Raw genomic sequence first — 25,865 nt, 5'->3', positions numbered from 1 at the left:
GCGAAAAAACACTTCATGGTAACGAACACACAACAATCTATAGTGCGCTTCTTGGTCTTTCAAAAATACAAAAGTCTGTCTACTCGGCGAAAAACTTCGCAAACGCAGCTGCAACCCTCCTGAGCAAACAGTTCATTACAAAATCTACAACCGTTGGCGAGATGCCAACGGTGCTCAGTAAACTGAGCAACTATTACGAAAACGAAAAGAAGCCAACCGCATTCAATAGAATACGCGAAGCATTTCTTCTTTCGTTGACAAAATTCCTAAAGCACACCAAAAACTCGCCGATATTTTCCCTTTGCCATGAAGTACCCAGCCACAGAGTTCTTCGTCGCAAACAACACTCGCCGCTTCGCTCGCCACGCCAACTATACGAACTGTATCAATACATTCTGACCGATGCACGCATTAGAAATCTAGAAACGAGAAACATTTACGCCGAAAGCGTTTTGATAATGACGCTGCATGGCTTTCGTCCAACCGAATACTTCAACAGACTGTTTGCGCGTGATAAGATTTCAGGTCATCTCCGAATCAATGGAAGCAAAAATCAATTTTCAGACAGAGTCGTACCGATGCTCACGTTTCCGTCTGAACTGAGTAAGAATCGCACAGCCATCGTTTCGTCAAGCACGCTCAATTCTTATCTAAAACAGTATGACCCGCTACTAACAACGCGGGACTTTCGGCGAACCTATTCCATATTCTGTGAGTCAGCTGGAATCGTTCGTTCTCATATTCAATACTATTTTGGTCACGCGAACCGCGAAATGCTTGACCTCTACCAACGCAAGCACACGTTCACGAGGGAACTGCTGAATGAGGATCGTGCGAAATTGCAAAAGTTTCTGGAGTCTGATTTGAACACTGCACAATCACAACAAACACCATCACCATTTGCACCGGCATCACAACAGTTCTTCGGTACCTTGGCAAAATCGTAGACTCTAGCTTCAGCGTCGGATTGTGATTGACACATACGCTCCGCCGGTGATCACCTTTAAGAGGAAGCTCAATGTCACTGAAAACACAAAGACCCACCATCAAAAAGTCTGACAATCGTCGTGCTGTGGAACAGTCACTCGAATCTGGGAAGCGATAGGTGAGCGTAGCGAAGACAACGAAACGCGCGCGCATTAAGGACTCACCCACAATCTTCAGTCTGTTTTCTGGAGGCGGTGGGCTTGACCTTGGTCTTGATGCTGTTGGCTTCCACACTGCCGTTGCGACGGACATTGACTTTCATAGCTGTATCTCGCTTGCACAACTCAACTCCCGTGCGAGGCAGCTGAACCACAATCGCCCAGCCCTCATTGTCAAGCAAGACATTAGGGCGCTTGATCCCGTGGCAATCGCAGAAGCCGCTGACCTACGCTCAGGCGAGATCAGTGTGCTTTCTGGTGGTCCACCATGCCAAGCATTCAGCATTTTTGGCAAACGTCGCGGCATGGCGGATGCTCGTGGAACCCTTGCCTTTGAGTACCTTCGCGTGCTGAAGGCACTCAATCCCGAAACTTTCTTGTTCGAGAATGTCTTCGGGCTCTTGACGATTGATGGCGGCAAGCTGCTTGAGCTCATCGTAGACAAACTTTCGCGTCCCGCACGTGGCATGCGCTACGAAGTATCTGTGCTACGCCTCAACTCCGTGAGCTTCGGAGTGCCGCAATACCGAGATCGAGTCTTCTTGATTGGCAGTCGTATCGGAAAGGCTGTGGGGTCTATTGACTCGTGGACGACGGAAGGTTCTGATCTCTTCTCGCCAGCCAAGCCTTCATACCGAAATGTCAGAGACGCGCTCAGGGGGCTGCCGAAGATCGGCACTTCCGACATCGCAAATCACACTGGCAGGGAACACAGTGAGCGAATCATCGATCGGTATCAGTCACTTAAGCCTGGCGAACGAGATCCCAAGACTCGCATCAACAGGCTGGATCTCGATAGACCGAGTTTCACAATCATCGTCGGCTCGGACAAGGGGGGTGGAAAGGGACATGTTCATCCGACTGAACCTCGTGAGGTTACACCAAGGGAAAGTGCTCGCATTCAAACTTTTCCTGACTGGTGGTCGTTTTCGGGGACTTCCCGTCATCCCATCCGTCAGGTTGGAAACGCCGTCCCTCCGCTGCTAGCAGCTGCCGTAGGGAACGCAATCGCCACTCAGATCTTTGGGCGAAAAAGGATTACTCTCAGTGACGCAGTGAAATCACTTGGGCAGGAACACCTTTTTCAGCGCAAGTGACGCTCAGGTTTCGAGCTGCGCGAGATGTGCCTGTAGATGAGTCGCTGACGGATAGTCGGCAATGCTGATTGGAAGGTGCAGGGAACGCCCGTCCAAGTCGCCGTATTTCGTCGCAGCGATTCGCTTCGACATAACCACAGAGAAGCTGGCAGGATCCACCCCTATGTAGTTCAGGTCGAACAGGGTATGCACGTCGGCTCGAAGTAGGAGTCCGTTTTCTGGAGCATGCGTGCCGTCCACAGAGAACGGAACGATATGCGCCGCCTCCAATGCAGCCGCGGCATCGAACTGCGTTATTGCGCATCGTCCTTGATAGAGCGCGAGCAACTGCCTTCTGAAACGCGGCTGCCCACGGCGCACTGCTATGGCACGCATGATTCTCTCGCGGACGGGCATTGGCATAGCATCCGCTTCATTAGCGAGCGTCGCAAGTTCCCCGTCTGGCAACGTGCTGGTGCTAGCGGGCACAACGGCGACTGGAGGGTAATCGCCAATAGTTTTCCCATGCACGATAGCCGAAAGCAGATCAGGTGACCGTGCCTGCCAACCGTCACCTGTCTGGGTGAGCAAACCGTGACGAACCATCACCTTTAGCATTGCGCGTAAGCGACGGGCTGGAGTTGTCTTGTCGTCTGGAGGCTGACTATTCGAAGCGAGCGCTGCTAGAAGTGAACCGTCGCCAGGACGCCAGTTATGTTCGATACCCCAGTAGATCTGTTCGAAAGAAAGAGTTTGATCTCCGACGTCGAGAAACGCACTTGCGAGCACGGCGAATGATCGCTCGCCGTCTTCTTCGACTAGCTCAGCCATCGCCTGTATCCAGACCGCACGCGTCGAAACTCGGTCTTCCAAGAGCGCACGTCCCAATGGAGTCACATGGATCGCCCCCTTTGTTTTAATCGTGGGGGTTAGCACTCCAAGTAGGGTCCACGGACTCTGATACCCGCGAAAGAAGTTGCGATCGGGGCTGGTACCAATCCAAGCCGTTTCAGGAAACTCTTGGGAAAGAGAAGTGTACACGGGCGAACTCTCTTCGCGGATAGATTCGCCCTCGTGATTAGCTAAAGTTCGAAGGACGCCTAGCCAATAGACTTCCTCGTAGGATCCCTCACGTCCACGATCAAAACCGAGCCATTTGGCGGCGTATCTCATTAAAGGCTCTCCCAGTATCTGTCGGCTGCGGTGCAATTTGGCTTGGTCGGCTTACACAAGTATACGGTTTACCGTGGATGTCAGACAGTCGCAAGCAGATTACGCAGCGGCGACAAGCAGCCCGTGTCGTCAGAATACTTTCAGAACGCGCGCGTGTTCAACACCTAACGACGAGTGTGGTATGTGACCAAACGCCAACACATTGCTCGCATCAAAACACTTATGAAGCGTCTTGAAAAGGGCGATACTGTTTCGAATAAGATGCTGTCTACAGTGCTGAGCGTAAAACAAATAGATGAGATGAAACAAAGCTGGCAAAAAGAAAAAGCAGCCAGACGAGAGACGAAGCCAAAACACATCATCCGTTATCAAAAACTACTAAGGATTGCACAGTTTCTTGAGGGTAGATACGAAAGAATGCACGCGCTCAAACAGGGTACGGATGAGAAACGAATAAGAATGAATGAAAAATGTGAAGAAGCGTATGAAGCAGCGTTAGAACACATACGTGAAGACTTTTCTCGATACTCAGACTGGCTCGACCGTGATCCACCTGAAGAACAACCATGCGCTGATAACATGCCGCGGGTGATTGGATCTAACAGTTTTTATTGTACAGAAATGGTGAAGCGTGGAACGATGACAAAGCGCGATGTAAAGATTTACGCATTGAATAACGCTTTAGAAGTGTTGAACCCACCAGTGATGTACCAAATCAAGGACCAAATCTTGGCAACGCGCAGTTCATTTCTAACACGAGCAAAGCCAGACTTCTCACAGATTAAATTCTAGACACCAGAAAAAGTGATTATGTGTGTTCACTTTTTTCGGTGTCACGTTTCACCGTTCACCGTGATTTGATGACTGAACGATGAGGTCGGATAGTCTGTCATAACATGTCGGTGGTGCATAAAAAAACTCTCAGAGTATTCGTCTGAGAGTTTTTCTTGCTATCTACTCGTTGCTTGAGTCATGCCGACACCATCATCAATGAATCTATTTCCTTCTTGATGTACAACACCTTTCGTCCAATGCGTATTGGGCGAATGTCTTTGCGTTCCACGAGCAAGGCATCTAACAAACGTGCGAACGAATCTCGATACATGCCATACGACATTGCTAACGAGTTGATACTGAAATATTTCTGTTCTATAGTCTGCGTGACCTTCATTGTAACCTCTTTTATTGTGTAGGGATGCTGCTACTTGATGATGATGTGATTTCTGTACGCGAACTCAATCAAACGTGGAATAACCTCTGCCATGGTTTTGCAATGAAATCGCGTCATCAGCAGCTCGATTAATATCAGATATTTTTCCTCAGTGATTTTCACTGTTAATGCTTTAGTGTTCATGTCTTACTCCTTTCCAACCAACCAAATCTCATAACATCTTTAGAGATATCGGCATATTTGGGTTTAAAGTGTGTAACTGATTTTGGAGTTCTATGATGGATAATGTCCAATCCGCGTTCTTTAGCAAACTGGCTGTACAACGCTTCGCTCATTTCCCAAGAATCTTGAGAGTTATCGAGTTGTCCTGAATCCTCTAAGTGCTTATTACCTAAAGTCTTCATCAGGTATTTGATTTTGTTGCAGTAATGTTCTTCATTAGCTGATTTTGTTGAAATGAAATAAGCACCATGAATGTTTCGACCAATCACGAGATTGGCTTTCTTAGCTGCCTGAATGATTACATCATCAGACATGTTGTTCATTCCTACTGCTGACATGTACACGGCTCCATGAGCGCGTTTATCTGCATACTGCTCAACAATCGATAACATTTTTATTCCACACTTTAGATGCTTCTTAAGCTCTCGTCTAAACGTTCCCTGAAGTCGTTGTTGGTACTCAACAGCATCAACTTGTTGCCGCGCTATGGTTACGGTTTTTGATTTCGGAGGATTTGAATGCGAGTATCTTTTGTAACTCGCACTTGTGTTGACTCCTGCTATTCTCCGAACTGACTTTGCTCGTAGTTGGTTAGCGAACTGATATTGGATTGTTGTCACGGCATCAGACTTCGGCTGAAACTGAACAACGATGTCCCAGTGTTGTTTGCTTATCCAGGTCTTTAATGCATCTCTATTTGTTATGCATTCCTTGTTGCTGGGAGCTTCTTGGAGAAGTGAATATGTTGTTGTGTTTGTCATTATGTTCTTAGATATGTTTTGTTTAGAGTCACCCTCTTCTAAACCGTGACCTTTTGTGTGTCTCAGATGTACAGATGAATAGTGGTAAAACAGTCAAGGATAACGATGATTGATTTGCACGCTATGTCTGTGTTCACAAGTGGATTCCCGTGAGCAAAACTATTTATACGTGCTGACCATTCCTGGACTGCGAAAATCAACGATTCTTTGTAACAGTGTTGCCATATACGACGAAGCCAACCTTTTGGGTTGGCTTTTTTGCAGCGAAAACTTTTTTGAATATCTGTTCCTGAACCTGTTTTACCTATGCAAGTCTCTGTGGTTTAGTCAACCGTGTAACGCGAGTTGTTGAAGTATTTCACGGTGTAATTCTTTAGCTGTGTAGTACTACTGATGTATAGTCTTAGTGAAAAACCATATAGTCTTAGTACAAGTTTCTGTTAGCATGTAAAAACTCCGTTCTTATCAACTATCATTCTGCGAACTTTAGAAATCGTTATTGGCGATGCATTCAGGATTTTACTAACGTGAGTTACGGAAAGATTGTCTCTTAACAGTTTAATCGCTTTCACTGATTGCGGCTTGCTCAAGAACTTCGCGCGAGATTCAACAGTACCAACCTTGCGTCCTAGATATTTTCCTTTGATGCGAGCTAGTGCAATACCCTCTAGCGTTCTCTCTCGTATTGTTTGACGTTCCATCTGTGCAACGCAACCAAGCACCGTCATAATCATGTTGCTGACGTTGTCTATTTCTCCTGTCTCTGTTAGCAGTCGGATGTTTTCTTTGGCGATGATGACTTGAACTAGATGCTCGGCAAAGAACTGCATCGTAGTCAGTACATCAATGGTATTTCGTCCAACTCTTGACAGTTCTGTGAAGTGAATCGTGCCAATCTCACCGTTAGATACTGCATCTAGAAGTTTCCGACCTTCTGTTCGTTCCGAGAACTTGACCGCACCACTCACCTTTTCCGAGTAAATCCTATCTGCTTGTGTCTTTAAACCGCCTAGAATCGTCGCAGAATGAGAAAGTCCGTGTTCCTGACGTTCCAGTGACTGGTTCTTACTACTGACTCTGCAATAGACGACAGTGAGTTTCTTCAAAATCTCCCCTTTTTAGTGTATAAGAATAGACTGATACTTAAATTTAAGTGTTATTCCTCAATGGTCAAGCACGCGTTTGGTGGTCTAACTGCTTGTAGGATAAGCACTTAACACATAAGAAATGAGTAGATTTGTCTTGTGTGTTAGGGAATCGCTTTCTTCAAATTTGACTATAAAAGAATCTTTAGTCTAAAAATGATGTGGTTTCTGTCCCAGTGTTCGGTGTAGATGAGAGAACGGAAAAAGTGATTATGCGGTTCACTTTTTCTGTTCTCACGTTTCGCCAGAATTACAACCGTTCTTTGTTTTATTGTTTATTATTTATCTTCAGCAAACTTCGTCAAAACTTTCGTCATAATTGCCGTGTGCGCGAGTTTTACGGGTTTCTCTGAAATTGACTGGCGGCTGTAAGTGGTTCTGTGGCAACGGTTTATGGTGTTCGACTAGAGGTGTAACATTCATGGGATTTTGTTATTCTTTCATATCCGCAAGAATACTAGACTAGTAGGCATGCCGACTACCCCTGCCCTCAACGGACTGACCCTCGTCCGCCATCCGCTGGTCCAGCACAAGGTCACCATCCTGCGCGACAAAGCGACGCCGACAAAGATATTTAAGGAACTCGTCGACGAAATCGCCATGCTCATGGCCTACGAGGCCACCATCGACCTCGCCCTAGAACCGGTCGGGGTGGAAACCCCACTGGAGCAGACCATTGGGCAACGTGTGGCCGGGAAAAAACTGACACTCGTTCCCATCCTGCGCGCCGGCCTCGGTATGGTAGAGGGGATTCTCAAGCTCGTGCCGTCGGCGCGGGTCGGACATATTGGCCTTTATCGCGATCACGACACGCTCGAACCGGTTGCGTACTACTTCAAGATTCCCGGCGACGCGTCAGAACGGGACTTTCTGTTACTCGATCCCATGCTCGCAACCGGCGGCAGCGCCGTCGCAGCACTCGACGCGCTCAAAAAAGCCGGCGCGCAGCGTATTCGTTTTCTCTGCCTCGTCGCCGCCCCCGCCGGCGTCGAGCGCGTGCACGCCGCGCATCCGGATGTGCCGATCTTCTGCGCCGCGCTCGATCGCGAACTCAATGAGCGCGGCTACATCTTGCCCGGACTCGGCGACGCCGGCGATCGGTTGTTCGGCACGCGCTGACCGCGACGCGCAATCGGAACAACTCGCAGCAACTGTTTGCGCGCGCGACCTCGCGCATTTCTGCCCGCAACCACGTATACTTGTTTGCAATCACGTGCGCATGCATATTTTTGGCGCACATGCTGTTCGGTTCGCCGGTGGTTCGCCCTGCAACTCGCTCATGCTGATCAACCTGCTGCCGGACTTTCTTGAAGTTCTTCAGAGCACCGACGCAGTCGCGGCATACCACCGCTACTTCGAGGCGCACCGGGCGACGCTCGAAGCGTACTGGCACAACTATGTGATTGATCCGTCAGGGCAGCATTTCGAGGACGTCGTCGCAGACACGGTCCGGGCCAGTCGCGACGACCTCCACGCAATGCTCGCCCGAACGGATATCGTGACCCTCGCGCGAAACGCCGAGGAGCAGTGCCGCCAGTTGTTTGAAGTGGATAGCCACGTCGATGTCGTGCTCATGGTCGGCGTTGGGGCGGCAAACGCCGGGGAACTTGTCGTCAACGGTCGAGGCGTCGCGTTCGTCTGCCTCGAACATTTCACTGGCGTCAACAATCCCACCACCCACGCCCTTGGGCTCGATCCCGAGCTGCTGCCGATGTGGCTGGCGCATGAAATCGCCCACTGTGTGCGCTACACATCGCCGCAAAGCCGTAGTGAACTCCGGCAGCTCGTCAGCGCCGCCGGGGGATACTACTCCTATTGGGAAACCGGTCGCGACGCCACGCTCCGCGAACTGCTGGTCAACGAAGGCCTCGCCGTACAGGCCGCTCGGCGCTTCAGCCCGGGCCACGCCCCGTGGGAATATTTCGGGTATCAGCGCAAGCAGTACGCGCGCATCCGTGAGTTGGAGGCCGTCCTGTCCCGAGCCGTCACCGACGATCTGGACCGCACCGGCCTTGGGTTGCGCCTCCGGTATCTCTCGGGTGGCATGAGCGACGAAGCCCGCACCGTGCAGCGCTACGTCCTGCCGGAGCGCGCGGGCTACTTCCTTGGCGCACGCATGGTTGAGGACGCGATCGCCGAGAAGGGGCTCGCCTGGGCGTTGCGCGCGGGCGCGCACGAACTGCTCGACGTCTCAGACTCCGCAGCACGCACCGCGTAGAGCCTGTGGGCTATTTGCCCACACAGAACGTCGAAAACACGCGCGCAAACACCTCTTCAACGTCCACCGCGCCAATCAATTCATCGAGCGCGTGAACTGCAGCACGCACATGCACCGCAGCCACGGGCGCCGGCAAAGTGGCGGATGACCACGCCGCGCGAAACGCGAGAAGTTCGTCCCGTGCCTGCGTCAGCGCTGCACGGTGACGCGCCCGCGTGACCATCGGTGTGTCCGCCGGCGGCGCGCCGACGGACCGCTCGACCGCGACGGTCATCGTTGCACGGAGCGCCGCGAGACCGTCTCCGGTGACAGCGCTCACCACGGATATTTCCGACGCGCGTGATATTTCGTGACTTTTTGCTACTAAATCACATTTCGTCAGCACCGGCACAATCGGCGCGTCGGTGTGCAATCGAACAATCGCCGTGGTTGTCGCCAACCCGTCGCGCGTCTCGGCGCACGCCAACACCACGTGCGCCTGCGCCAAATACCGCGCGCTGACCTCAATCCCGAGTCGTTCCACCGGGTCGTCACTGTCGCGCAACCCTGCCGTATCCACCAGACGGAGCGGCCACGGATCGTGTTCGAGGAGCACCTCGACGGCATCGCGTGTGGTCCCTGGCACCTCACTGACGATGACGCGCGTCTCGCCAATCAGCGCGTTGAGCAACGACGATTTTCCCGCGTTCGGCGCGCCAGCGAGCACCACCATCGCGCCGTCCCGTCCGAGCATCGCGGCGGGGACGGTCGCGAGCAGCGTTTCCAGCCGGCCAAGCACCTCGTTGCACGCCACGTCAACACGGGCGCGGGGCAACGGGCCGGCATCTTCCTCGGGAAAATCAATATCAAACGCCAAGAGCGCATCGAGGGTCAGCAGTTCGTCGCGCAACGCCATGAGATGTGTACTCAGCGCCCCATGAAGATGGGCAATCGCCGTGCGGTGCTGCGCGCGTGACCGCGCGTCAATCAAGTCAGCCACCGCCTCCGCGCGCACGAGGTCCAGTTTCCCGTTGAGCACCGCACGTTCCGTGAACTCGCCGGGTTCGGCCGGGCGCGCACCCGCATACACGAGAGCCGCGAGGACCGCCGCCGGCACAAACGTTCCGCCATGCGTACAGAACTCGACAACAGTTTCGCCCGTGTAGGATCCAGGACCTGGAAAGACGGTCACCATCGCGTCGTCCAGGACGTCGCCGCGCTCGGGATCACGCACCGTGCAGCGTGTCGCGCGCCGTGCCGTCGCCGGCCAGGGCGCCGCAATCTGACGCGCAATGTCCACGGCCTGCGGTCCACTCAGTCGCACCATGGCAATCGCGCCACGGCCCGGCGCGCTCGCGATCGCCGCGATCGTGTCACCCCGAATGAGCGCGCCGAGCGGCGCGCTCATTGGAGCGGCATCAGCTCTTGGCCGCCTTCGCCCGTTCATTGGCGATCAGCCACTGCTGCGGCAGCGCCGCAAGATTCTGAATGAAGTAGTACAAGCTGAGCCCGCCCGCCGAGTTGATCAGTGCCATGGTCAAAATGGCGGGGAACATCCACGCCATCATCTTGGCCTGCGGATTCGGAGGCGCGTTGCGCATGCCAATCCACGAAAGCACGGCCATAGAAGCGCCCATCGCCAACGGCAAGATGTACAGCGGATCGTGAAGCGAAATATCCGGCAGCCACAAGAAACTCACGCCGCGAAATTCAATGGTGTTCTGAAAAACAAAGAACAGCGCCATGAGCACGGGCATCGGAATCAGGGCCGGTAAACAGCCCGCCAGCGGGCTGAACGGACTCATCCCATGCTCTTTGTACACCCGCATGATTTCCTGCTGCTGCTTCTGCGGATCGCTTTTGAACTTGGCTTGTACTTCCTGCAGCTCCGGCTGGAGGCGCTGCATCTTGATGCTCGAGCGCATCGCCGACTGGTTGAGCGGCCACATAATGAGCCGCACCGACACGCCAAAGATGATGAGCACCCATCCGTAATCGAGGCGCACGGTGCGCTTCATCCAGAGCAGCATGCGCATGACGATGGTCGAGAACGGCTGCACCACGGGCTGCAAAAATCCGCCGTACGGGTTTGCCGTTTCAAAGTCGCGCCCCATCTTCACGAGGCGCGGCCACGACTGCGGCCCAGCGTACAGCTCAAAATCAGCCTTGCCGTTGTCGAGCGCGAGCACCACTTCTGCGCGGCCGTGGGTCGCCTGCTTTCGTGTGCGCGCGCCTCCTTCGAGATGCGCTTCCGCGATCGGCTTTCCATTGGTCGGTGTAAGGAGGCCAACCATGAAGTATTTGTTCTTGGCCACCGCCCACGACAACGGACCCGGCTCGAGTTTCTTTTCGCCAGAATCCAGCTTGGTGAAGGGCGTGCCGCGTGCGCCCTGATTGACCGGCTTCACAGAGTATGCGAGCAGCGTCGCGTCGCCCACACTATCGGCTTCCTGTGTATCGAAGCCGCGGGGAAGGTCGACGAGCAAAAAGGCGGGCCCGGTCGTTCCTGCTACCGTGATACCCACACGCGAGATGTACGCGCGCTCAATCGTCGACGGAAACTGATAGCGAACCTGCAGCGTCATGGCGCCATGCGTGGCGGCAAACGTCAGTGTGGAATCCGCGCCGGCAGTCCCACGCGTCGCCGTGAACGTCGCGGCATCAAACCGCACCGTGTCGTTCGCCATAATGACGCGGTAGCGCAACATCGGCTCGGCGCCGTGACGGAGCGTCACGGCGGGACGGGCCGCGCCTTTCGCTCGCCCGGCATTGAGCGCGGGGTAGCTGTCCAACTGCACGGTGAGCGGTGCCGCGCCAACCGTGCTAAACGACATCACCGCCAGCGGAGCATGCACCAGCACCGTCTCGGCCGCTGTCGCGGGGAGCGCGAGGGGCGCCGCTCCTGGGACTGTGGTCAGGTCGGCTTTGGGCGCCAGCGCGGCCGGAGACGTCACCGGCGCGCTCGCGTTGGATGAAGCCGCGGCGCCCGTCGCGGATGAATCCGCAGCGGTGGTCGAAACGGCAGGAGCCGGTGGAGTCGGCATCAAGAGCGGCGTCACCGCCACCACAGCACCCGTCAACAGCAGGGCGAGAACGAAACGCTTTTCCATCTAGCGATTCACACGAAGGTTAGGGAACCGGATCAAAGCCGCCGGCACGAAACGGATGACACCGCGCAATGCGTCGCGCCGCCATCCAGCCGCCGCGCCACGCACCATACTTCTCGAGCGCCTCAATCGCATATGCTGAACAACTTGGAAAATACCGACACGACGGTGGCAGCAGTGGTGAGAGTGCCACTTGATACGCACGCACGAACCAGATGAACACGTGTCGCATCACGACGTCTCGCGCACTTCAAGAGTTTCCCGAACGCGGCGCGTGGCGTCGCGTAACCGGTCGAAGCTTGCGCCATACGCGGAGGGCGCCGCCCGCACCACCACATCAAGGGACGGAAGAAACGGCAATAGTTCGCGTCGGACCAGCTCTCGCAGGCGTCGCTTGACCAAGTTGCGTTCAACCGACGAGTGCGAATGCTTCGGCACGATCACCCCCACTCGGGCATGACGCAGAAGGGAAGCGAGATACCGAACCTCGATTACTCCGGTTCGGATCCGCTTCCCTTTCAGCCGCACGGCGTCGAGCTGTGCAGCACGCGTCAGCCGGGCTGCACGAGGCAGCCGGGCGCGATCAGACGCCGGCGTACTTCGACGGGAGCTTAACGGTCAAGCGCTTGCGCCCCTTCTTGCGACGGCGGCTCAATACGTCCCGGCCCCACTTGTCTTCCATCCGCGCACGAAAACCATGCGTCTTGAGACGACGCGTATTGCGCGGACGATAGGTCGGCTTACCCATGCAAACTCCAAAAGAAAACTGTGCGCGATTCTGATCTAATACAGACGGCTAAACCTAGTTCGTTACTAGAGATAGGTCAAGTCCGGCACTTCTGGCTTGCACTCTCGAATGTTGACTTATCCACATCGCTGGGGTAGGTTCGCTCCCCCACCCAAGGCACCACCCTGCGACACCGCGAATGACCCTCACCGCCGCCGAAGTCTGGTCTCGACTGCTCGATCGGGCAAAAACCGAACTCCCGGCGCACGTCGTCGAGACTTGGTTGATTCCCCTAGAACCAGCGGTGTATGCCGACTCGCAGCTCACGCTGACCGCCCCAGACCAATGGTCCGTTGAGTGGAACGAAACAAAACACAGCGCCCTCCTCGAAAGCTATGGCCCGATCTGTATCGGCGAGCCACTCAAAATTGTTCTTAAGGTCCAGCAGGAGCGTATAACACGCCAGCAAATGGACCTGTTTGTACCGCAATCTGGCGCCACCATAACGCCACCAAGGCGCGACAATAACGTCGTTTTAAGTGTTTTGAGCGATCGTTACACCTTCGCCAACTTCGTGGTCGGACGCTCAAACGAACTTGCTGCCGCTGCTGCCACCTCCGTCGCCAGCGCTCCAGGAAAGAGCTACAACCCGCTCTTCATTCACGGCGCCACGGGGCTTGGCAAAACCCACCTGATGCAGGCGATTGCGCACGAAATCCTCACGCGCAATCCCAACACCCGCGTCATGTACATCAGCACCGAGCAGTTCACCAACGACGTCATTACCTCGATCGGCCGGCGCACCATGGTGGACTTTCGCCGGCGATATCGAGAATCCGACCTGCTCCTCGTCGACGACGTGCAATTCCTCGGCGGCAAGGAAGCCACCCAGGAAGAGTTCTTTCACACGTTTAATGCCGTCTACGAGGCCGGTCGCCAGATCGTCCTCACGAGCGACCGGCCACCGTCTGAAATTCAAAAACTCGAAGCGCGCCTTGTGTCACGCTTCGAGTGGGGTATGGTCGCCGATGTCATTCAGCCGGACCTTGAGCACCGCATCGCCATTCTCCGAGAGAAATCGCAAGCGGATCACCTCGAGCAGACCATCCCGGACGATGTGCTGCACTTCATTGCGGATAACGTACGCGCCAACGTGCGAGAGCTTGAGGGAGCCATCATCAAGCTGCTCGCCTTTGCCTCGCTCAAGCGGCGCGTGGTCACGGTCGAGCTCGCCCGCGAAGCACTTCGGGACAAACTGAAAGCAAATGATGACGCACCACCCCGGAGTTCGCGTCATGATCGCATGCGCACCGTCCAACAGCGGGTCGCCGCGGAGTGGGGGGTCACCATTGAGGGGCTCCAGTCCAAAACCAGGACCAAGACCCTGACGGTGCCACGTCAGGTGGCCATGTTCCTCTCGCGGGAGCTCCTGGGGCTACAGCTGGTCGAGATCGGCCTCGCCTTTGGGGGACGAGACCATTCGACCGTTATTCATAGTATTGAGCGGGTTGGTGAGGAAATGCGGGACGATGCCGCCTTCCGAAACCGTGTGGAAAAGGTGAGGGAAACTTTGCGTCGTGAACAATGACCATCGGTTCCAGAAAGGTGGGCGAGACCCGGGCCCCTCAATCCACGGCCTCCCCCGAAGTTTCCACGGCGTGTTCACATCACCTGACAGACGAGAAGTTCAAGTAAAACAACGACTTGTATTGCTTTTCAACTTTCCACACCTTACTACTTCTACTGCGAGAGTTGGAGACTCCTTAATCAGTAAAAGATAGAGCGAGTCGGTGTCCACACTTTCAGGGACTTGGTCGCGTATGCGCTTTACAATTTCGCGGGAAAAACTCCAGGAAGGGCTCGCCGCGGTTGCCTCCGCGGTCCCCTCCAAAACCACGTTGCCGGTTCTCGCGAACTTGCTCGTGCAGACAACCGAGAAAGGCATCCGGATTTCCGGTACCGATCTCGATATTGCCATAAGCACGGAAGTGACCGCCGACGTCGAGGCAGCGGGAGCGATTACGATTCCGGCGCGAAAGCTGTCGGAGATCGCTCGCGAGCTTCCGCCGGCCCCAGTCAAAATTTCGGCGACCGGCGACCAGCGCATCACCCTCGAGTGTGGGCGCTCACGCTTCAAGTTGCTTGGACTCCCAAAGAGTGAGTTTCCAAGCTTCCCGGCTGTGCATTTCGAAAAGGCAATGCGTATTCCGTCTGGTGAGTTGCAAAAACTCATTCAACACACGGCCTTCGCAGCAAGTACCGAGGAGAGCCGACCGATTCTCAACGGTGTGCTCTGGGAGCTTCGCCCGGAGTACATGCGCATGGTCGCCACGAATGGACATCGCTTGGCGAAAATGGAAGTTCCGGGACGGACCGCCGGCACAACCAGCGATCTCATTATTCCGCCAAAAGCGCTCGAACAGATCCGACGCCTCTTTCCGGCAGAAGAGGAACTCGAGGTCGCGCAGGGTGAAAATCACCTCGGCTTCCGTTCACCGTTCACCGCCGTGTACACCCGCCTCATCGAAGGCCCGTACCCGAGCTATGATCAGGTGATTCCCAAGGACAACGACAAGTACGCCATTCTCGACAAGAGTGCGTTTGCTAGCGCGCTGAAGCGAATGTCCGTCGTGGCGTCCGACCAAACACACCGAATTCGCCTCTCGTTCAACGCCGCGATGGTGAAGTTCAGTGTGAGCACACCGGACCTTGGCGACGCCCAAGACGAAATGCCCGTACGGTTTGTTGGAGATCCGCTCGACATCGGCTTCAACGCGGCCTATCTGCTTGAGATTCTCCGCTATATGCCGACGGATGAAGTGCGCATGACCTTCAAGGCACCAGAGCGTGCGGCGACGATCGAACCGGAAGGCTGGTCCGATCCCACCAAATACCTCTGTCTGTTGATGCCGCTGCGCCTGGTGGACTAACCACACAGGACAAAGGGCGAAATAGTATCACAGTGATACTATTTTAGCGCACGACGAATCCGAGTCATGGTGGTCTGGCGCACGCGTTGCATGCGACGCGTGCCGCCGAACCGCAGCTCAAGGACTCCAGTCCCCTCTGCCGTGAGCAACGCGCCCGTGCTCGCGGAGACACGCAAGCTCATCTGTGAATCTCCCGCGCCCTCGGCAGAGACCGCCTCGCCCCACTGGTCGCCACGGCCACTGAGTGTGAGGTGCTGGCCGCGCGTGATGACCACGACCACCCCGTCATCGGTGTCCTCGGTTCGTGCGACGCGGTACGAGCGAACCGCGCTCAGGTGCAGCGGAATTCCGTCGCGACACTGTACCATCGTGGCCGTGTCTTGCCACACCGTGCCAACGCGCAACGTATCGGGAAGGCGAAACCAGAGATCTCGCGTGCTGTAGATCGCGGCGGCCACGGCAGCCGCAGGTGCGGGCGCCGCGCAGCTTGGGGTCGGTGAAGAAAGCAGAACACTCCCTGACGTTCGTGCGTCGCCAGAAAAGGCGAGCGGGAGCGTGTTGGGAGAAACCGGAGTGGACGTGTTGCCTGTTCGCGTCACAAAGACACCGACCCGGCCACTAAACCGACCAGACGTGACGCCGCGCCACAACAGCTCGGTGTGTGCCGAAGTACTGTCGGTTCGCACCGTCGTGTCTTGGGCCACCTGCAGAGACGACATCGCGTCAATCACGAACGTCATCGAGTCACCCGAAGAGCGCGGAACCCACCACTCCGCGCGCGCGCCGAGCAGCGGTCCCGCCGGCGTAGGCATGGACGGATGAAGGACTTGTTCCGGAACGGGCGGACGGCAGGCGCTGACACCAGCAACACCTACGAGCACCAAAGCGCTGACGAGCGAGCGGATGAGTGAAGGCGCGCGCATAAAAAACGAGGTGGGGTGAATCCCTCGGCCTGTAAGCCGGGTTCTGTCAGCGTCAAATCAACGCCGTACGGTCATTTCTCTCGGAGTACGGTCGCCCGTACCCTCTAGCAGCCTACCCGCGGCGTCTGGATCGCAGAGGACTGCTGCTCGCCGCCTATTCGGCCTTGCTCCCGCTGGGGTTTGCCGTGCCGTCCGTGTTACCACGAACGCGGTGGGCTCTTACCCCACCGTTTCACCCTTACCCACCGAAGTGGGCGGTCTATTTTCTGTGGCACTGTCCGTCACCTCTCACGAGGTGCCCAGGCGTTACCTGGCAACGTGTCCATGGAGCCCGGACTTTCCTCGGCGCAGAAATCCAACCTCTGCGACGCGACCGTCCGGCCGAGGGAATCCCCGTCTGTAAGGTAGTCGCTCTGGGGACGGTCTGCACAGGAGACAGTGCAAAGCACGCGCAGGGGCGCAAAAAAGGGCAGAGTGACACCCAAGCGTCTGGCGGGGCGTGGGGGTGACAGGAGGGTGACGAGGCGCATGAACCGTTGGCGCGACCCCCACCCACCCCACCCTGGAGGGAACACCATGACACACCGCGCCTCACCACACATGGCTCCGGTTGCAACGATGCTGGAGCCGCACGAACGTTCGCGCGTTGACGCTGCCGGCGCCGGCCTCTATCGCACCATCCATCGCGAGCGCGTTGATGAGATTGTGCGGGATCTGCGAGAGCGACGTGTGAGTGCCGTCCTCCTGTCCGTCGCGCGATGTGTGCACGAGGAGCCCGCGCGTGTAGAAGCGATGGTGCGAGAATTTCCACGCATCCCTGCCGTCGCGCTGCTGTCATCGAACACGGGTCAGCGCAACGCGGAGGCGATTCTTGCGATGGGAAACTGCGGCGTGCGTTCGCTCGTGGATGCACGGGAACCCGCAGGATGGGCACAGCTTCGGGAGTTGCTCGGAGCAGAAGCGTCGCGCGACGTCGACCGGGCAACACTCGCGCTGCTGCGCGAGGATCTCGCGGGGGTGCCTGGAGATTGCTGGCGATTTTTCGAGTCGTTGTTCGCGGCTGGCGCGCAACTGTCGACCGTTCGTCAACTCGCGAGCAGTCTCGGTGTTTTGCCGTCAACCCTCATGAGTCGATTCTTTCGAGCGCGGCTGCCGGCACCCAAGCGCTATCTCGCGTATACGCGACTGATTCGCGCGGCGCGCTTATTCGAGAACACCGGACTCTCGGTTGCCGATGTCGCCAACCATCTCGACTATTCGTCACCCCAAAGCTTTGGACGGCACGTTCGTACGCTGTTACATCTCACCGCCAGTGAGTTTCGCGCGCGCTATACGGGAGATGCGATGTCGGAACGATTTCGCGCCGACCTCGTGCTGCCGTATCTGGATCGGCTCCAAACCTTGCGACCACTCGCGGTGCGGGCGACGGTGCGGGCGGTCGCCGTTCCCGGTACTATTTCCGCCGCCGCTTAGGACCCTGAGGTTTCTGGCATGCGCGCGATGATTTCAGCCGCGCCCGCCAAGGCAATGGCCGTCACCCCCGAGGCGGCAATAGCCTCACGCCCCCCCTCTTCCCGGTCCACAACGGCGAGCACGCCGAGGACCGTCGCGCCGGCAGCTCGCACGGCGGCGATGGCCTTGAGCGCCGATCCGCCCGTCGTGATAACATCCTCAATGACCACCACGCGGTCGGTCGGCTGGAACGGCCCTTCAATGAGCTTGCCTGTACCGTGTGCTTTCGCTTCCTTCCGAACCGTGAACGCACGGATCGGAGCTCCCGCGAGGGCGCTCGCATACGCAATCGCGTAGCTCACAGGATCGGCACCAAGGGTTAAGCCACCAACAGAGTCTGGTGACCACCCCGCATCATGAATGGCGGCGAGTGCCAGGGGGCCAATCGTGGCGAGGCCATCCGGGCTCATCGTGGTCAGGCGTGCGTCGATATACAACGACGACTGGCGTCCGGAGGCCAGCGTGAAGTTGCCGCGGCGCGCCGAGCGTTCGGCGAGGAAGGCGAGGAGTTGTTCGTGAGGCGTCATGGTGCAGGAAGTAAGGAGCGGACGAGGGGCGCGTCAATGTGTCGACGAATTATTGCCGGGAGGAGTTGAGGTGAGTCTGCGGTTTCGGTTGCGCGCTTCTACGGTCGCCCTAGGCACGGTGTTTGTCAGCGTCTTCATCGTATTGGTGATCGCGGACCGCTACGTGCGGCAGGCAGGCTGGCCGATGCGCTTGGCGTTATGGGCCACCCTCCTGGTGGCCGTGATCGCCATTCTTGTGGGGCTGGTGTTCGAGCGCCGACAGGCCCGCAGTATCGCGGAGCGATCAGCCGAACTGGAGCAACTTTCTGCGGAACTGTATCGCGCGAATCGGGCCAAATCCGAATTCCTCGCGAACGTCTCGCATGAGCTTCGCACGCCGCTGGCGGCCATCGTCGGGTTCGTGGACCTCTTACGCGAGGGCGCGTATGGAGAGCTCAGTGCGCGTCAGACGGGCCCCGTCGAGCGCATTGAGTCGTCGGCCAATCATCTGCGCGAGCTTGTGGAGCAGGTGCTGGATCTCGCCAAAATGGCGGCCGGCCGCCTCGATGTGCATCGCGAACTCATCAAGCTTCGCCCGTTTGTCATCGACGTGGCCGCTGAAGTGGAGCCACTGATTACAAAGAAAGGGCTCGCGTTTTCTATTGCGGTGCCGTCCACACTTCCGCGCATCGCCACCGACCCAACGCACCTGCGGCAGATTCTCGTGAACCTTCTTGGCAATGCCATAAAATTCACAGCCGAAGGAAGTATCACGATGCGCGCGGCCTTCGTGCTGGAAGGGCAGGTGACAACGTTCGCGGCCGCGGCCCACGCTCGTCCGCTGTTAGCGGCGGGCGGGAACTGGGTGGCGCTGCAGGTCATCGACACGGGCCCAGGGATCGACGAGAAGGACCTGGAACGGGTGTTCGAAGAGTTTGAGCAAGTGAATGCGGGGCCGCGCGGCGATTCGATGCGGCGCGGAACGGGGCTTGGCCTTTCAATCTCACGGCGCCTAGCCCGACTGCTCGACGGGGATATCACCCTCGAGAGTCAGCTCGGTAAAGGAACGGTCTTCACGCTGTGGGTGCCTGCCGACTCACCGCCACCGGAAAAACAGACTAGTTCTTTCCCCGAAACAAGCCCTTCATCCGCGTCATAAAGCCCCCACCGTCCTCAGCCTTCCCGCCATCGGCGAGAGAAAGTTCGAGGGCCTTGGCAAACGCCAGAACGTCGGCAAAGCGATCCGCGGGCGCCTTCTCGAGTCCACGCATAACGGTCTGCTCAACCACCGGCGAGAACTGGACGCCTGGCTTGGCCTTATTGAGCGCAATCGGCGGCTGAGAGAGCAGTTGCGTGAACATCTCGCGCGGCGTCTTGGCGGTGTACGGCAGGGTGCCAGTCAGCAGCAGATAGGCGATCGTCGCGAGGCTGTATTGGTCGGCAGCAGGTGTGACCACTTCTCCGGACAACGCTTCGGGTGCGACGTACATCAGGGTGCCGACAAAAAATCCCGCACGCGTCAGGCGGTCGTCTGCCGTTGCGTCTGTGGAAGTGGCAATACCAAAATCCAGCAACTTGACGATGCGGGTTGCCGGGTCATACATGAGATTTTCGGGCTTTAAGTCCCGATGGACAATGCCGCTACTGTGAGCGGCGTACACGGCATCGGCGATCTGAAGGATGATCGCCGATACTTCGTCGGCCGGAAGCGGGGCGTGTCGCTTGGCGTATCCCTCAAGGATCTCGCCCGGAGCCCATTCAATGGCCAGAAAGTGAAGTCCTTCGGCGGACTGTCCAGTTTCGAGCGTTCGTACCACATTTTGGTGTTGGACGCGGGTGCCGTATGAGGCCTCGCGGAGAAAACGGGCGACCGCGGTCTTATCTTGACGAAGCCGCTCGCGTAAAACTTTGACGGCGCACTCACCAAACGTTGGGTGAGTGGCACGGTATACCGTGGCCGTGCCCCCCTCACCGACGCGGTCGAGAAGGGCATAGCCTGCCAATGTTGTGCCTACAAGGGGATCACGAGCCACGCGGGCGAACCTAACTGGCGGTGCGGAGACTGGCAAGCGAAACGCCCGAGCGACTTTCGGGTACGTGTAAGATTGAGCGGGGCCAACGACACTTTAAGGGACGCAATAATGCCAACACAGGCCGGCCGCGCAGTTGCCTTTACGGCAACCATTCTGATTCTCTCTGCCTGCCGCGGAGCGACTCCAGCGAGCGCTCCAGGGCGCGGCCCAGCTCCGTCAGCTGCGCCAGACGCTGGCGCGCGCCGCGTCACACCGGCCGGTCCTGAGTTTGATCAGGCCAAGCTGTATCAGGACATGGGATTCCTTGCTCGTGGCGCGCCGATGCCATTTATCGGCACCATTTCCTTTCTTGCCGCACCCAGTAAAGACTCCACACACGCGCTGTTCGCCGTCTCGATGACCAATGCCGCGCTCACCTTTGCCCGCGAAAACGATCGTTTTCGCGCCGGCTACAGCATCAGCATTTTCATCAAGGACGGTGGCGCAACAGTCGCGCAGAGTGAAGCGCACGAATCTGTGTTGGTCGCGAGCTACAAGGAGACATCCCGTATCGATGAAAGCATCATCTATCAGGATTTGCTCACGGTAAAACCTGGGCGCTACACGCTGAGTGTGACGGTTCGCGATGATGGAAGCTCTCGCTCGGCCACTGAGGACGTCGCACTGATTGTCCCAACACTCGGTGTGGGAGCGGGCACGATCTCAACCCCCATCGCCTTCACGCGCGTATCGCCCCGCATTTCAGTGGATTCACTGCCTCGGCTCGTTGCCAACCCGCAGTCGGCGGCCGTCTTTGGGCGCGACAGTGTTGTGGGCGTTTACGTCGAAGCGTATGACAACGGAACGCAAGCACGCCTCCCGTTGAACGTGACAGTGACAGCGGATCGCGGCTCGCGCCTTTTTTCGGACACCCTCTCTCTTCCCCGCCGCGGCTCGCTGTACAGTGGCGTCGTGTATCTCGCCGTGTCCCGCGTCGGCATCGGCCCGGCAACGGTCGCGTTTTCGCGCCTCGGAACGGCGGACAGCGTAAAGGCGGTTGTATTCATTTCGTTCGGCGATGATCTGCCGGTCGCGTCCTATCAGGACATGGTCGACTATCTGCGGTGGTTTGCGAATCCCGTTCGACTCAAGGCGCTTCGCGATACGGCTCCTGAGATGCGGGCGGGGGCCTGGGCGGCCTTCCTCAAAACCAGCGCTTCGGCCGTGGCTGGAAATGACCCATTGCGCGAGTACTTCCGTCGCTTGCTCGACGCGAACACCCGGTTCCACGAAGAAGGATCTCCCGGTTGGAAGACCGACCGCGGGAAGGTCTTACTCGGATTGGGCGACCCAGATGCCGTGTTTGAGCAACAACCGAGAGCTGGTGACATGGGCCAGCGCGGGCGAACGCAAATCTGGGAGTATCGAGGCCTCAACGTGCAGTTGACATTCTATGACCAGAGTGGCTTTGGACGGTGGCGCCTGACGAATAGCAGCGAACTCGAGTTTACCGCGGCGTGGCGCCGGCGCGTGCAATAGCGCCGCTAGCGCCGCTCTGGCGCGAGCTTGCGCGCAAAGCCCTGCACTTCGCGACGTGCGCGGTGCCCGTCGCGTACGCGCTCGGGGTTTCCCGTGCGCATCTCTTGGTGCTACTGGGTTCGACCTGTGGGGTTGCCCTCTTGGTGGAAGGGGCGCGACGGGTACACGCGCCGAGCCGCGAAGCCTTCCGTCGTGTGTTCGGTTCGCTCCTCAGGCCATTTGAACACGAGCGCCTGACTGGCGCCACCTGGTTGGCGGTCGCCTGCGTTGCTGCCGTAGCCGTGCTTCCCCGCCCCGCAGCCGTAGCGGCCCTGTGGGCAGCCACGGCTGGCGATGCTGCCGCTGCGATCAGTGGCGTCGCGTGGCGAACTTGGCGAGGCGTCCCACCACAGGGCCGTTCGATCGCCGGTTCGACCACACTGCTTGTGGTGAGTGCCGTCGGAGTCGTCGCCCTGACGGGCGTTTCCCCTGTGACCGGGCTCTTGGTCGGTCTCTCGGCCGCCGCCGCCGAACGAGCCTCTGGGCGACTAGACGACAACGCGGTCATCGCCACGGCCGCTGCCGCTTCGTTCATTCTGCTGTCCTGAGACAGCGAACACGCCGATCTCCCCCGCTACAAGCGCGCACTCCTGTGGCAGGTGGGTGGTCAAGAACCGCCGCGGCGACCAACTTCCATCTATGTCTGCACCCACCGGTCCCCGTCTGTTTCTCATCGACGGCTACGCGCTCATCTATCGCTCGTTCTTTGCGCTCGGCGCACAACCGCTCCTCAACAGTCGCGGTGAAAACACGTCGATTGCGCGCGGGGCGAGTGATTTTCTCAAACGCCTCATCGAAAAACACAAACCCGAATATCTCGGGTGGGTCCACGATGCGGGCCTTTCGTTTCGGCACGAGCGCTACCCCGCCTACAAAGCCACCCGCGAACGACTTGAGCCGGCCATGCAGGCCGATTTTGACACCGGTGTCGAGCGGATTACGCAGATTCTCGAAGCGTATCACGTTCCCGTGCTGTCGCTCGAGCATTACGAAGCCGACGACGTCATTGGCACACTTGCGCGGCAGGCGGCGGCGCGCGGTCTCAATACGGTCGTGGTGTCCGGCGACAAAGATTTCGTACAACTGATCGACGAACACATTTGGATCTTGAATCCATGGCACGGGCGTCCTGGTTTCACGAGCGAGAAATGGTACGACCTCGCGAACGCCGCCGAACGGCTTGGGGTGCCACCCCACCTGGTGACGGACTATCTCGCGCTCCTCGGCGATAGTTCCGATAACGTGCCGGGCGTCAAAGGGATTGGAGAAAAAGGCGCCCACGCGTTGATCGAGAAATGGGGACCGCTCGAAGCGATTCTCGCGCACACGGAAGAAGTGGAACCGACCCGCGCCCGTAATGCGCTCAAAGAGTTCGGTGCCAACGGCGTGTTGTCGAAAGAATTAGTAACAATTAGAGACGATTTGGCGATGACACTCGACCTCGAGGCGCTTGCCCTGTCGACGCCCGACTGGAATCGTCTCCGTGAACTATTTGTGGAACTCGAGTTTCGCGGCGCCGCACAGGATGCGGCCGTGCAGGCGGGCGCGCCAGCGACGACCACGGCCACCGCTGTTGCTGATACCGGAGACCGTCCGGCGGGTGCGTCAGCAGCGACCGAGCCACCACCGCCTCAGGTAGAGAAGCGGTATCGCGTGATCGACACCGTGGCTGGGGTGCACGAACTCATCGCACGGGCCCGCCAGGTTCCGTTCATCGCCATCGATACGGAAACCGTGCTCGACGCTGGTGCGCCACCCATCATCACCCCGCTCCGTGCGAACCTCGTGGGGTTGTCTGTCGCGGTGGCACCAGGCGAATCCTATTATTTGCCATTCGCGCATCGCGACCGCGCGTCCTCGCAAGGCGACCTCGCGCTTGGGGCATCTCCCAAGAGCGCCACGGCGGCGGGCTCCAGTATTGCCGCCCGAGCGATCGCCGAAGGCGCTGCGCCAGCCCAAAATCTTCCATCGTTGCTCGGCGACGAGATGGCGCCGCTTCGGGCCCTCCTCGCCGATGTCTCGGTGCGCAAGACGGCACACAACGCGAAATACGATCTCTTGGTATTGCGCCGCACCGGCGTCACGGTGGGCGGACTTGATTTTGATTCGATGCTGGCCAGCTATGTGCTAGATCCAGGCCGTCGCTCCAATGCCATCGACGCACTAGCAATCGAGTTTCTGCAAATCCCCATGACAGGGTTCGACGAACTCACCGGCAAAGGCAAAACACAAATCCCCTTCGACGAAGTCCCGGTCGCGACGGCAGCGGAGTATTCGTGTGCCGATGCCGACATTGCGCTCCGGCTTCGCATGCTGCTCGAACCGCGGCTCGACACGGTCGAAGCCACTCCCCTGATGCGGGATGTGGAGCTGCCGCTTATTGAAGTGCTCGCCGAAATGGAATGGCACGGGATCGCGATCGATGTGCCGTGGTTTCATTCGCTCAAAACGCGCTTCGCGAAAGAACGCGAAGCGGTAGAGCAGCAGATTTACGCCGCATCCGGCGAAGAGTTCAACATCAACTCCAATAAGCAGCTCGGCGTTATTCTCTTCGGAAAACTCGGTCTTCCGGTTCGGAAAAAAACCACAACGGGCCCGAGCACCGACGCATCAGTTCTCCAGGAACTCGCGGACGAAGGCCACGTGTTGCCCGCACTGATGATGGAGTACCGCGAGCTGGCAAAACTCGAAAGCACATACCTCGATACGCTGCCGGCGCTCGTGAACCCCAGGGACGGTCGGCTGCATACGTCCTACAGTCAAACGGTGGCGAGCACGGGGCGCCTCGCGTCGAGTGATCCGAACCTGCAGAATATTCCCATCCGCCGGCAACTCGGCAAAGAGATTCGCAAAGGGTTTATCCCGGTTCCTGGTTGGACAATGCTTGCCGCGGATTATTCACAGATTGAACTCCGACTGCTGGCACATCTTTCGCACGACCCGGCGTTCGTCGAGGCCTTCAACGCCGGAGGCGATATCCACCGGCAAACCGGCGCAATCATTTTTGGGGTGCCGCTCGACTCGGTCACATCGGAAATGCGCGCGCGCGCCAAGACAATTAATTTCGCGACGATTTATGGCCAAGGCGCGTTCGCACTCTCTCGGCAGTTGAAAGTCGAGAACGCAGAAGCCAAGGCGTTCATTGAGACGTACTTCGAGCGGTTTGCTGGGATTCGGAAATTTCTCGACGATACGGTCACCCAGGCCAAGGCGCGGGGGTACGTCGAGACAATCTTTAAACGGCGGCGTTATATCCCCGAGCTTCAGGACCGCAATTTCAACATCAGGGCCTTTGGCGAGCGTACGGCCCAGAACTCTCCGATTCAGGGATCGGCGGCCGACCTCATCAAGGTGGCGATGATTCGCATCCACCACGCCCTGATCGCCGCGAAGCTGACTGGCCGGATGTTGCTGCAGGTGCACGACGAATTGGTGTTCGAGTGTCCCAGTGATGAGCTTGAAACCCTACGGACCCTCGTTGAGCACGAAATGACGACCGCCGTCGCGCTCGACGTGCCATTGGTGGTGGATATTGGGACGGGCCCCAACTGGCTGGAGACAAAACGCTAGCGCTTCAGGGGGGTCCACCGTCTTGCAGAGTGCGATGAATTGTGCGAAACGACAGCCAGCAGGCGCACGTGAAACCGATCCACTTGCCAGGCAACCTGTTGCGGTGTTTA

At 57.6% G+C, this 25,865-nt stretch carries 23 protein-coding genes and 1 other RNA gene; 12 read left to right on the top strand and 12 right to left on the bottom strand.

What is annotated here, in order from left to right; all coding sequences use genetic code 11:
• On the top strand, positions 1–947 hold a 947-nt coding region (locus tag NTZ43_13670), incomplete at its 5' end, for a hypothetical protein (GenBank protein MCX5768262.1).
• A 158-nt stretch (positions 948–1,105) separates the two neighbouring features.
• The gene (locus tag NTZ43_13665) at positions 1,106–2,242 is read left to right on the top strand and encodes a DNA cytosine methyltransferase (GenBank protein MCX5768261.1); all 1,137 of its coding nucleotides are present in this window, start codon (positions 1,106–1,108) and stop codon (positions 2,240–2,242) included.
• A gap of 3 nt (positions 2,243–2,245) precedes the next feature.
• Here the strand turns inward: NTZ43_13665 and NTZ43_13660 are convergent, their stop codons facing one another.
• The gene (locus tag NTZ43_13660) at positions 2,246–3,394 is read right to left on the bottom strand and encodes an HNH endonuclease (protein MCX5768260.1); all 1,149 of its coding nucleotides are present in this window, start codon (positions 3,392–3,394) and stop codon (positions 2,246–2,248) included.
• Between the two features lie 183 nt (positions 3,395–3,577).
• On the opposite strand from NTZ43_13660, the gene NTZ43_13655 reads away from it, so the two are divergent.
• Positions 3,578–4,186, top strand: a complete 609-nt coding sequence (locus NTZ43_13655) for a hypothetical protein (GenBank protein ID MCX5768259.1) — start codon at positions 3,578–3,580, stop codon at positions 4,184–4,186.
• A gap of 178 nt (positions 4,187–4,364) precedes the next feature.
• Here the strand turns inward: NTZ43_13655 and NTZ43_13650 are convergent, their stop codons facing one another.
• The 3 genes from NTZ43_13650 to NTZ43_13640 form a co-directional block, all read right to left on the bottom strand.
• On the bottom strand, positions 4,365–4,565 hold the full coding sequence (locus tag NTZ43_13650) for a hypothetical protein (GenBank protein ID MCX5768258.1): 201 nt from the start codon (positions 4,563–4,565) through the stop codon (positions 4,365–4,367).
• Between the two features lie 179 nt (positions 4,566–4,744).
• Entirely contained in the window at positions 4,745–5,548 is an 804-nt protein-coding gene (locus NTZ43_13645) for a hypothetical protein (GenBank protein MCX5768257.1), read from the bottom strand.
• Positions 5,549–5,988: 440 nt separating this feature from the next.
• Positions 5,989–6,654: a recombinase family protein gene (locus NTZ43_13640; GenBank protein ID MCX5768256.1), complete on the bottom strand. Its 666-nt coding sequence runs from the start codon at positions 6,652–6,654 to the stop codon at positions 5,989–5,991.
• Between the two features lie 510 nt (positions 6,655–7,164).
• Here NTZ43_13640 and upp point away from each other — a divergent pair.
• Positions 7,165–7,812, top strand: coding sequence for a uracil phosphoribosyltransferase (gene upp / locus NTZ43_13635; protein MCX5768255.1), 648 nt, complete (start codon positions 7,165–7,167; stop codon positions 7,810–7,812).
• A 160-nt stretch (positions 7,813–7,972) separates the two neighbouring features.
• Complete coding sequence (locus NTZ43_13630) at positions 7,973–8,911, top strand: DUF2268 domain-containing putative Zn-dependent protease (GenBank protein MCX5768254.1); 939 nt, start codon at positions 7,973–7,975, stop codon at positions 8,909–8,911.
• A gap of 10 nt (positions 8,912–8,921) precedes the next feature.
• Here the strand turns inward: NTZ43_13630 and mnmE are convergent, their stop codons facing one another.
• The 4 genes from mnmE to rpmH form a co-directional block, all read right to left on the bottom strand.
• Entirely contained in the window at positions 8,922–10,298 is a 1,377-nt protein-coding gene (gene mnmE, locus NTZ43_13625) for a tRNA uridine-5-carboxymethylaminomethyl(34) synthesis GTPase MnmE (protein ID MCX5768253.1), read from the bottom strand.
• Between the two features lie 10 nt (positions 10,299–10,308).
• Positions 10,309–12,000 carry a YidC/Oxa1 family insertase periplasmic-domain containing protein gene (locus NTZ43_13620; protein MCX5768252.1) on the bottom strand — a complete coding sequence of 564 codons (1,692 nt, stop codon included), beginning with the start codon at positions 11,998–12,000 and terminating at the stop codon, positions 10,309–10,311.
• A gap of 19 nt (positions 12,001–12,019) precedes the next feature.
• Positions 12,020–12,229 (bottom strand): membrane protein insertion efficiency factor YidD, encoded by a 210-nt coding sequence (gene yidD, locus NTZ43_13615; GenBank protein MCX5768251.1) that lies wholly within the window; start codon positions 12,227–12,229, stop codon positions 12,020–12,022.
• Between the two features lie 351 nt (positions 12,230–12,580).
• Entirely contained in the window at positions 12,581–12,745 is a 165-nt protein-coding gene (rpmH, locus tag NTZ43_13610) for a 50S ribosomal protein L34 (GenBank protein ID MCX5768250.1), read from the bottom strand.
• 178 nt (positions 12,746–12,923) lie between these two features.
• Here rpmH and dnaA point away from each other — a divergent pair, with 178 nt between their 5' ends.
• Together dnaA and dnaN are read left to right on the top strand one after the other, a co-directional pair.
• The gene (gene dnaA / locus NTZ43_13605) at positions 12,924–14,312 is read left to right on the top strand and encodes a chromosomal replication initiator protein DnaA (GenBank protein MCX5768249.1); all 1,389 of its coding nucleotides are present in this window, start codon (positions 12,924–12,926) and stop codon (positions 14,310–14,312) included.
• A 232-nt stretch (positions 14,313–14,544) separates the two neighbouring features.
• Complete coding sequence (dnaN, locus tag NTZ43_13600) at positions 14,545–15,654, top strand: DNA polymerase III subunit beta (protein ID MCX5768248.1); 1,110 nt, start codon at positions 14,545–14,547, stop codon at positions 15,652–15,654.
• A gap of 38 nt (positions 15,655–15,692) precedes the next feature.
• Here the strand turns inward: dnaN and NTZ43_13595 are convergent, their stop codons facing one another.
• Both NTZ43_13595 and rnpB read right to left on the bottom strand, forming a co-directional pair.
• Complete coding sequence (locus NTZ43_13595) at positions 15,693–16,577, bottom strand: hypothetical protein (protein ID MCX5768247.1); 885 nt, start codon at positions 16,575–16,577, stop codon at positions 15,693–15,695.
• Between the two features lie 16 nt (positions 16,578–16,593).
• An RNA gene (gene rnpB / locus NTZ43_13590) (RNase P RNA component class A) lies at positions 16,594–16,966 on the bottom strand.
• A gap of 187 nt (positions 16,967–17,153) precedes the next feature.
• Here rnpB and NTZ43_13585 point away from each other — a divergent pair.
• Positions 17,154–18,050, top strand: coding sequence for a helix-turn-helix domain-containing protein (locus NTZ43_13585; GenBank protein MCX5768246.1), 897 nt, complete (start codon positions 17,154–17,156; stop codon positions 18,048–18,050).
• On the opposite strand, the gene pyrE is transcribed toward NTZ43_13585, so the two are convergent.
• Positions 18,047–18,616, bottom strand: coding sequence for an orotate phosphoribosyltransferase (pyrE, locus tag NTZ43_13580; protein MCX5768245.1), 570 nt, complete (start codon positions 18,614–18,616; stop codon positions 18,047–18,049). The two genes, NTZ43_13585 and pyrE, sit on opposite strands and share 4 nt — an antisense overlap.
• Before the next feature lie 70 nt (positions 18,617–18,686).
• Here pyrE and NTZ43_13575 point away from each other — a divergent pair, with 70 nt between their 5' ends.
• Positions 18,687–19,754 carry a HAMP domain-containing sensor histidine kinase gene (locus NTZ43_13575; GenBank protein MCX5768244.1) on the top strand — a complete coding sequence of 356 codons (1,068 nt, stop codon included), beginning with the start codon at positions 18,687–18,689 and terminating at the stop codon, positions 19,752–19,754.
• Here NTZ43_13575 and NTZ43_13570 read toward each other — a convergent pair.
• Positions 19,714–20,628 carry a serine/threonine-protein kinase gene (locus NTZ43_13570; GenBank protein MCX5768243.1) on the bottom strand — a complete coding sequence of 305 codons (915 nt, stop codon included), beginning with the start codon at positions 20,626–20,628 and terminating at the stop codon, positions 19,714–19,716. The two genes, NTZ43_13575 and NTZ43_13570, sit on opposite strands and share 41 nt — an antisense overlap.
• Before the next feature lie 108 nt (positions 20,629–20,736).
• Here NTZ43_13570 and NTZ43_13565 point away from each other — a divergent pair, with 108 nt between their 5' ends.
• The 3 genes from NTZ43_13565 to polA all read left to right on the top strand — a co-directional run bounded on the left by NTZ43_13565 (position 20,737) and on the right by polA (position 25,755).
• Entirely contained in the window at positions 20,737–22,146 is a 1,410-nt protein-coding gene (locus NTZ43_13565) for a GWxTD domain-containing protein (protein MCX5768242.1), read from the top strand.
• A 107-nt stretch (positions 22,147–22,253) separates the two neighbouring features.
• Positions 22,254–22,733, top strand: coding sequence for a hypothetical protein (locus NTZ43_13560; protein ID MCX5768241.1), 480 nt, complete (start codon positions 22,254–22,256; stop codon positions 22,731–22,733).
• Between the two features lie 91 nt (positions 22,734–22,824).
• Complete coding sequence (polA, locus tag NTZ43_13555; protein ID MCX5768240.1) at positions 22,825–25,755, top strand: DNA polymerase I; 2,931 nt, start codon at positions 22,825–22,827, stop codon at positions 25,753–25,755.
• Positions 25,756–25,865: the final 110 nt, after the last annotated feature.

It is taken from the genome of Gemmatimonadota bacterium (genome assembly GCA_026387915.1).
In the GTDB taxonomy this organism is placed as follows: Bacteria; Gemmatimonadota; Gemmatimonadetes; order Gemmatimonadales; family Gemmatimonadaceae; genus Fen-1231.
The sequence above is the reverse complement of the archived record's forward strand: the minus strand, read 5'-3'. Positions and strand labels throughout refer to the sequence as shown.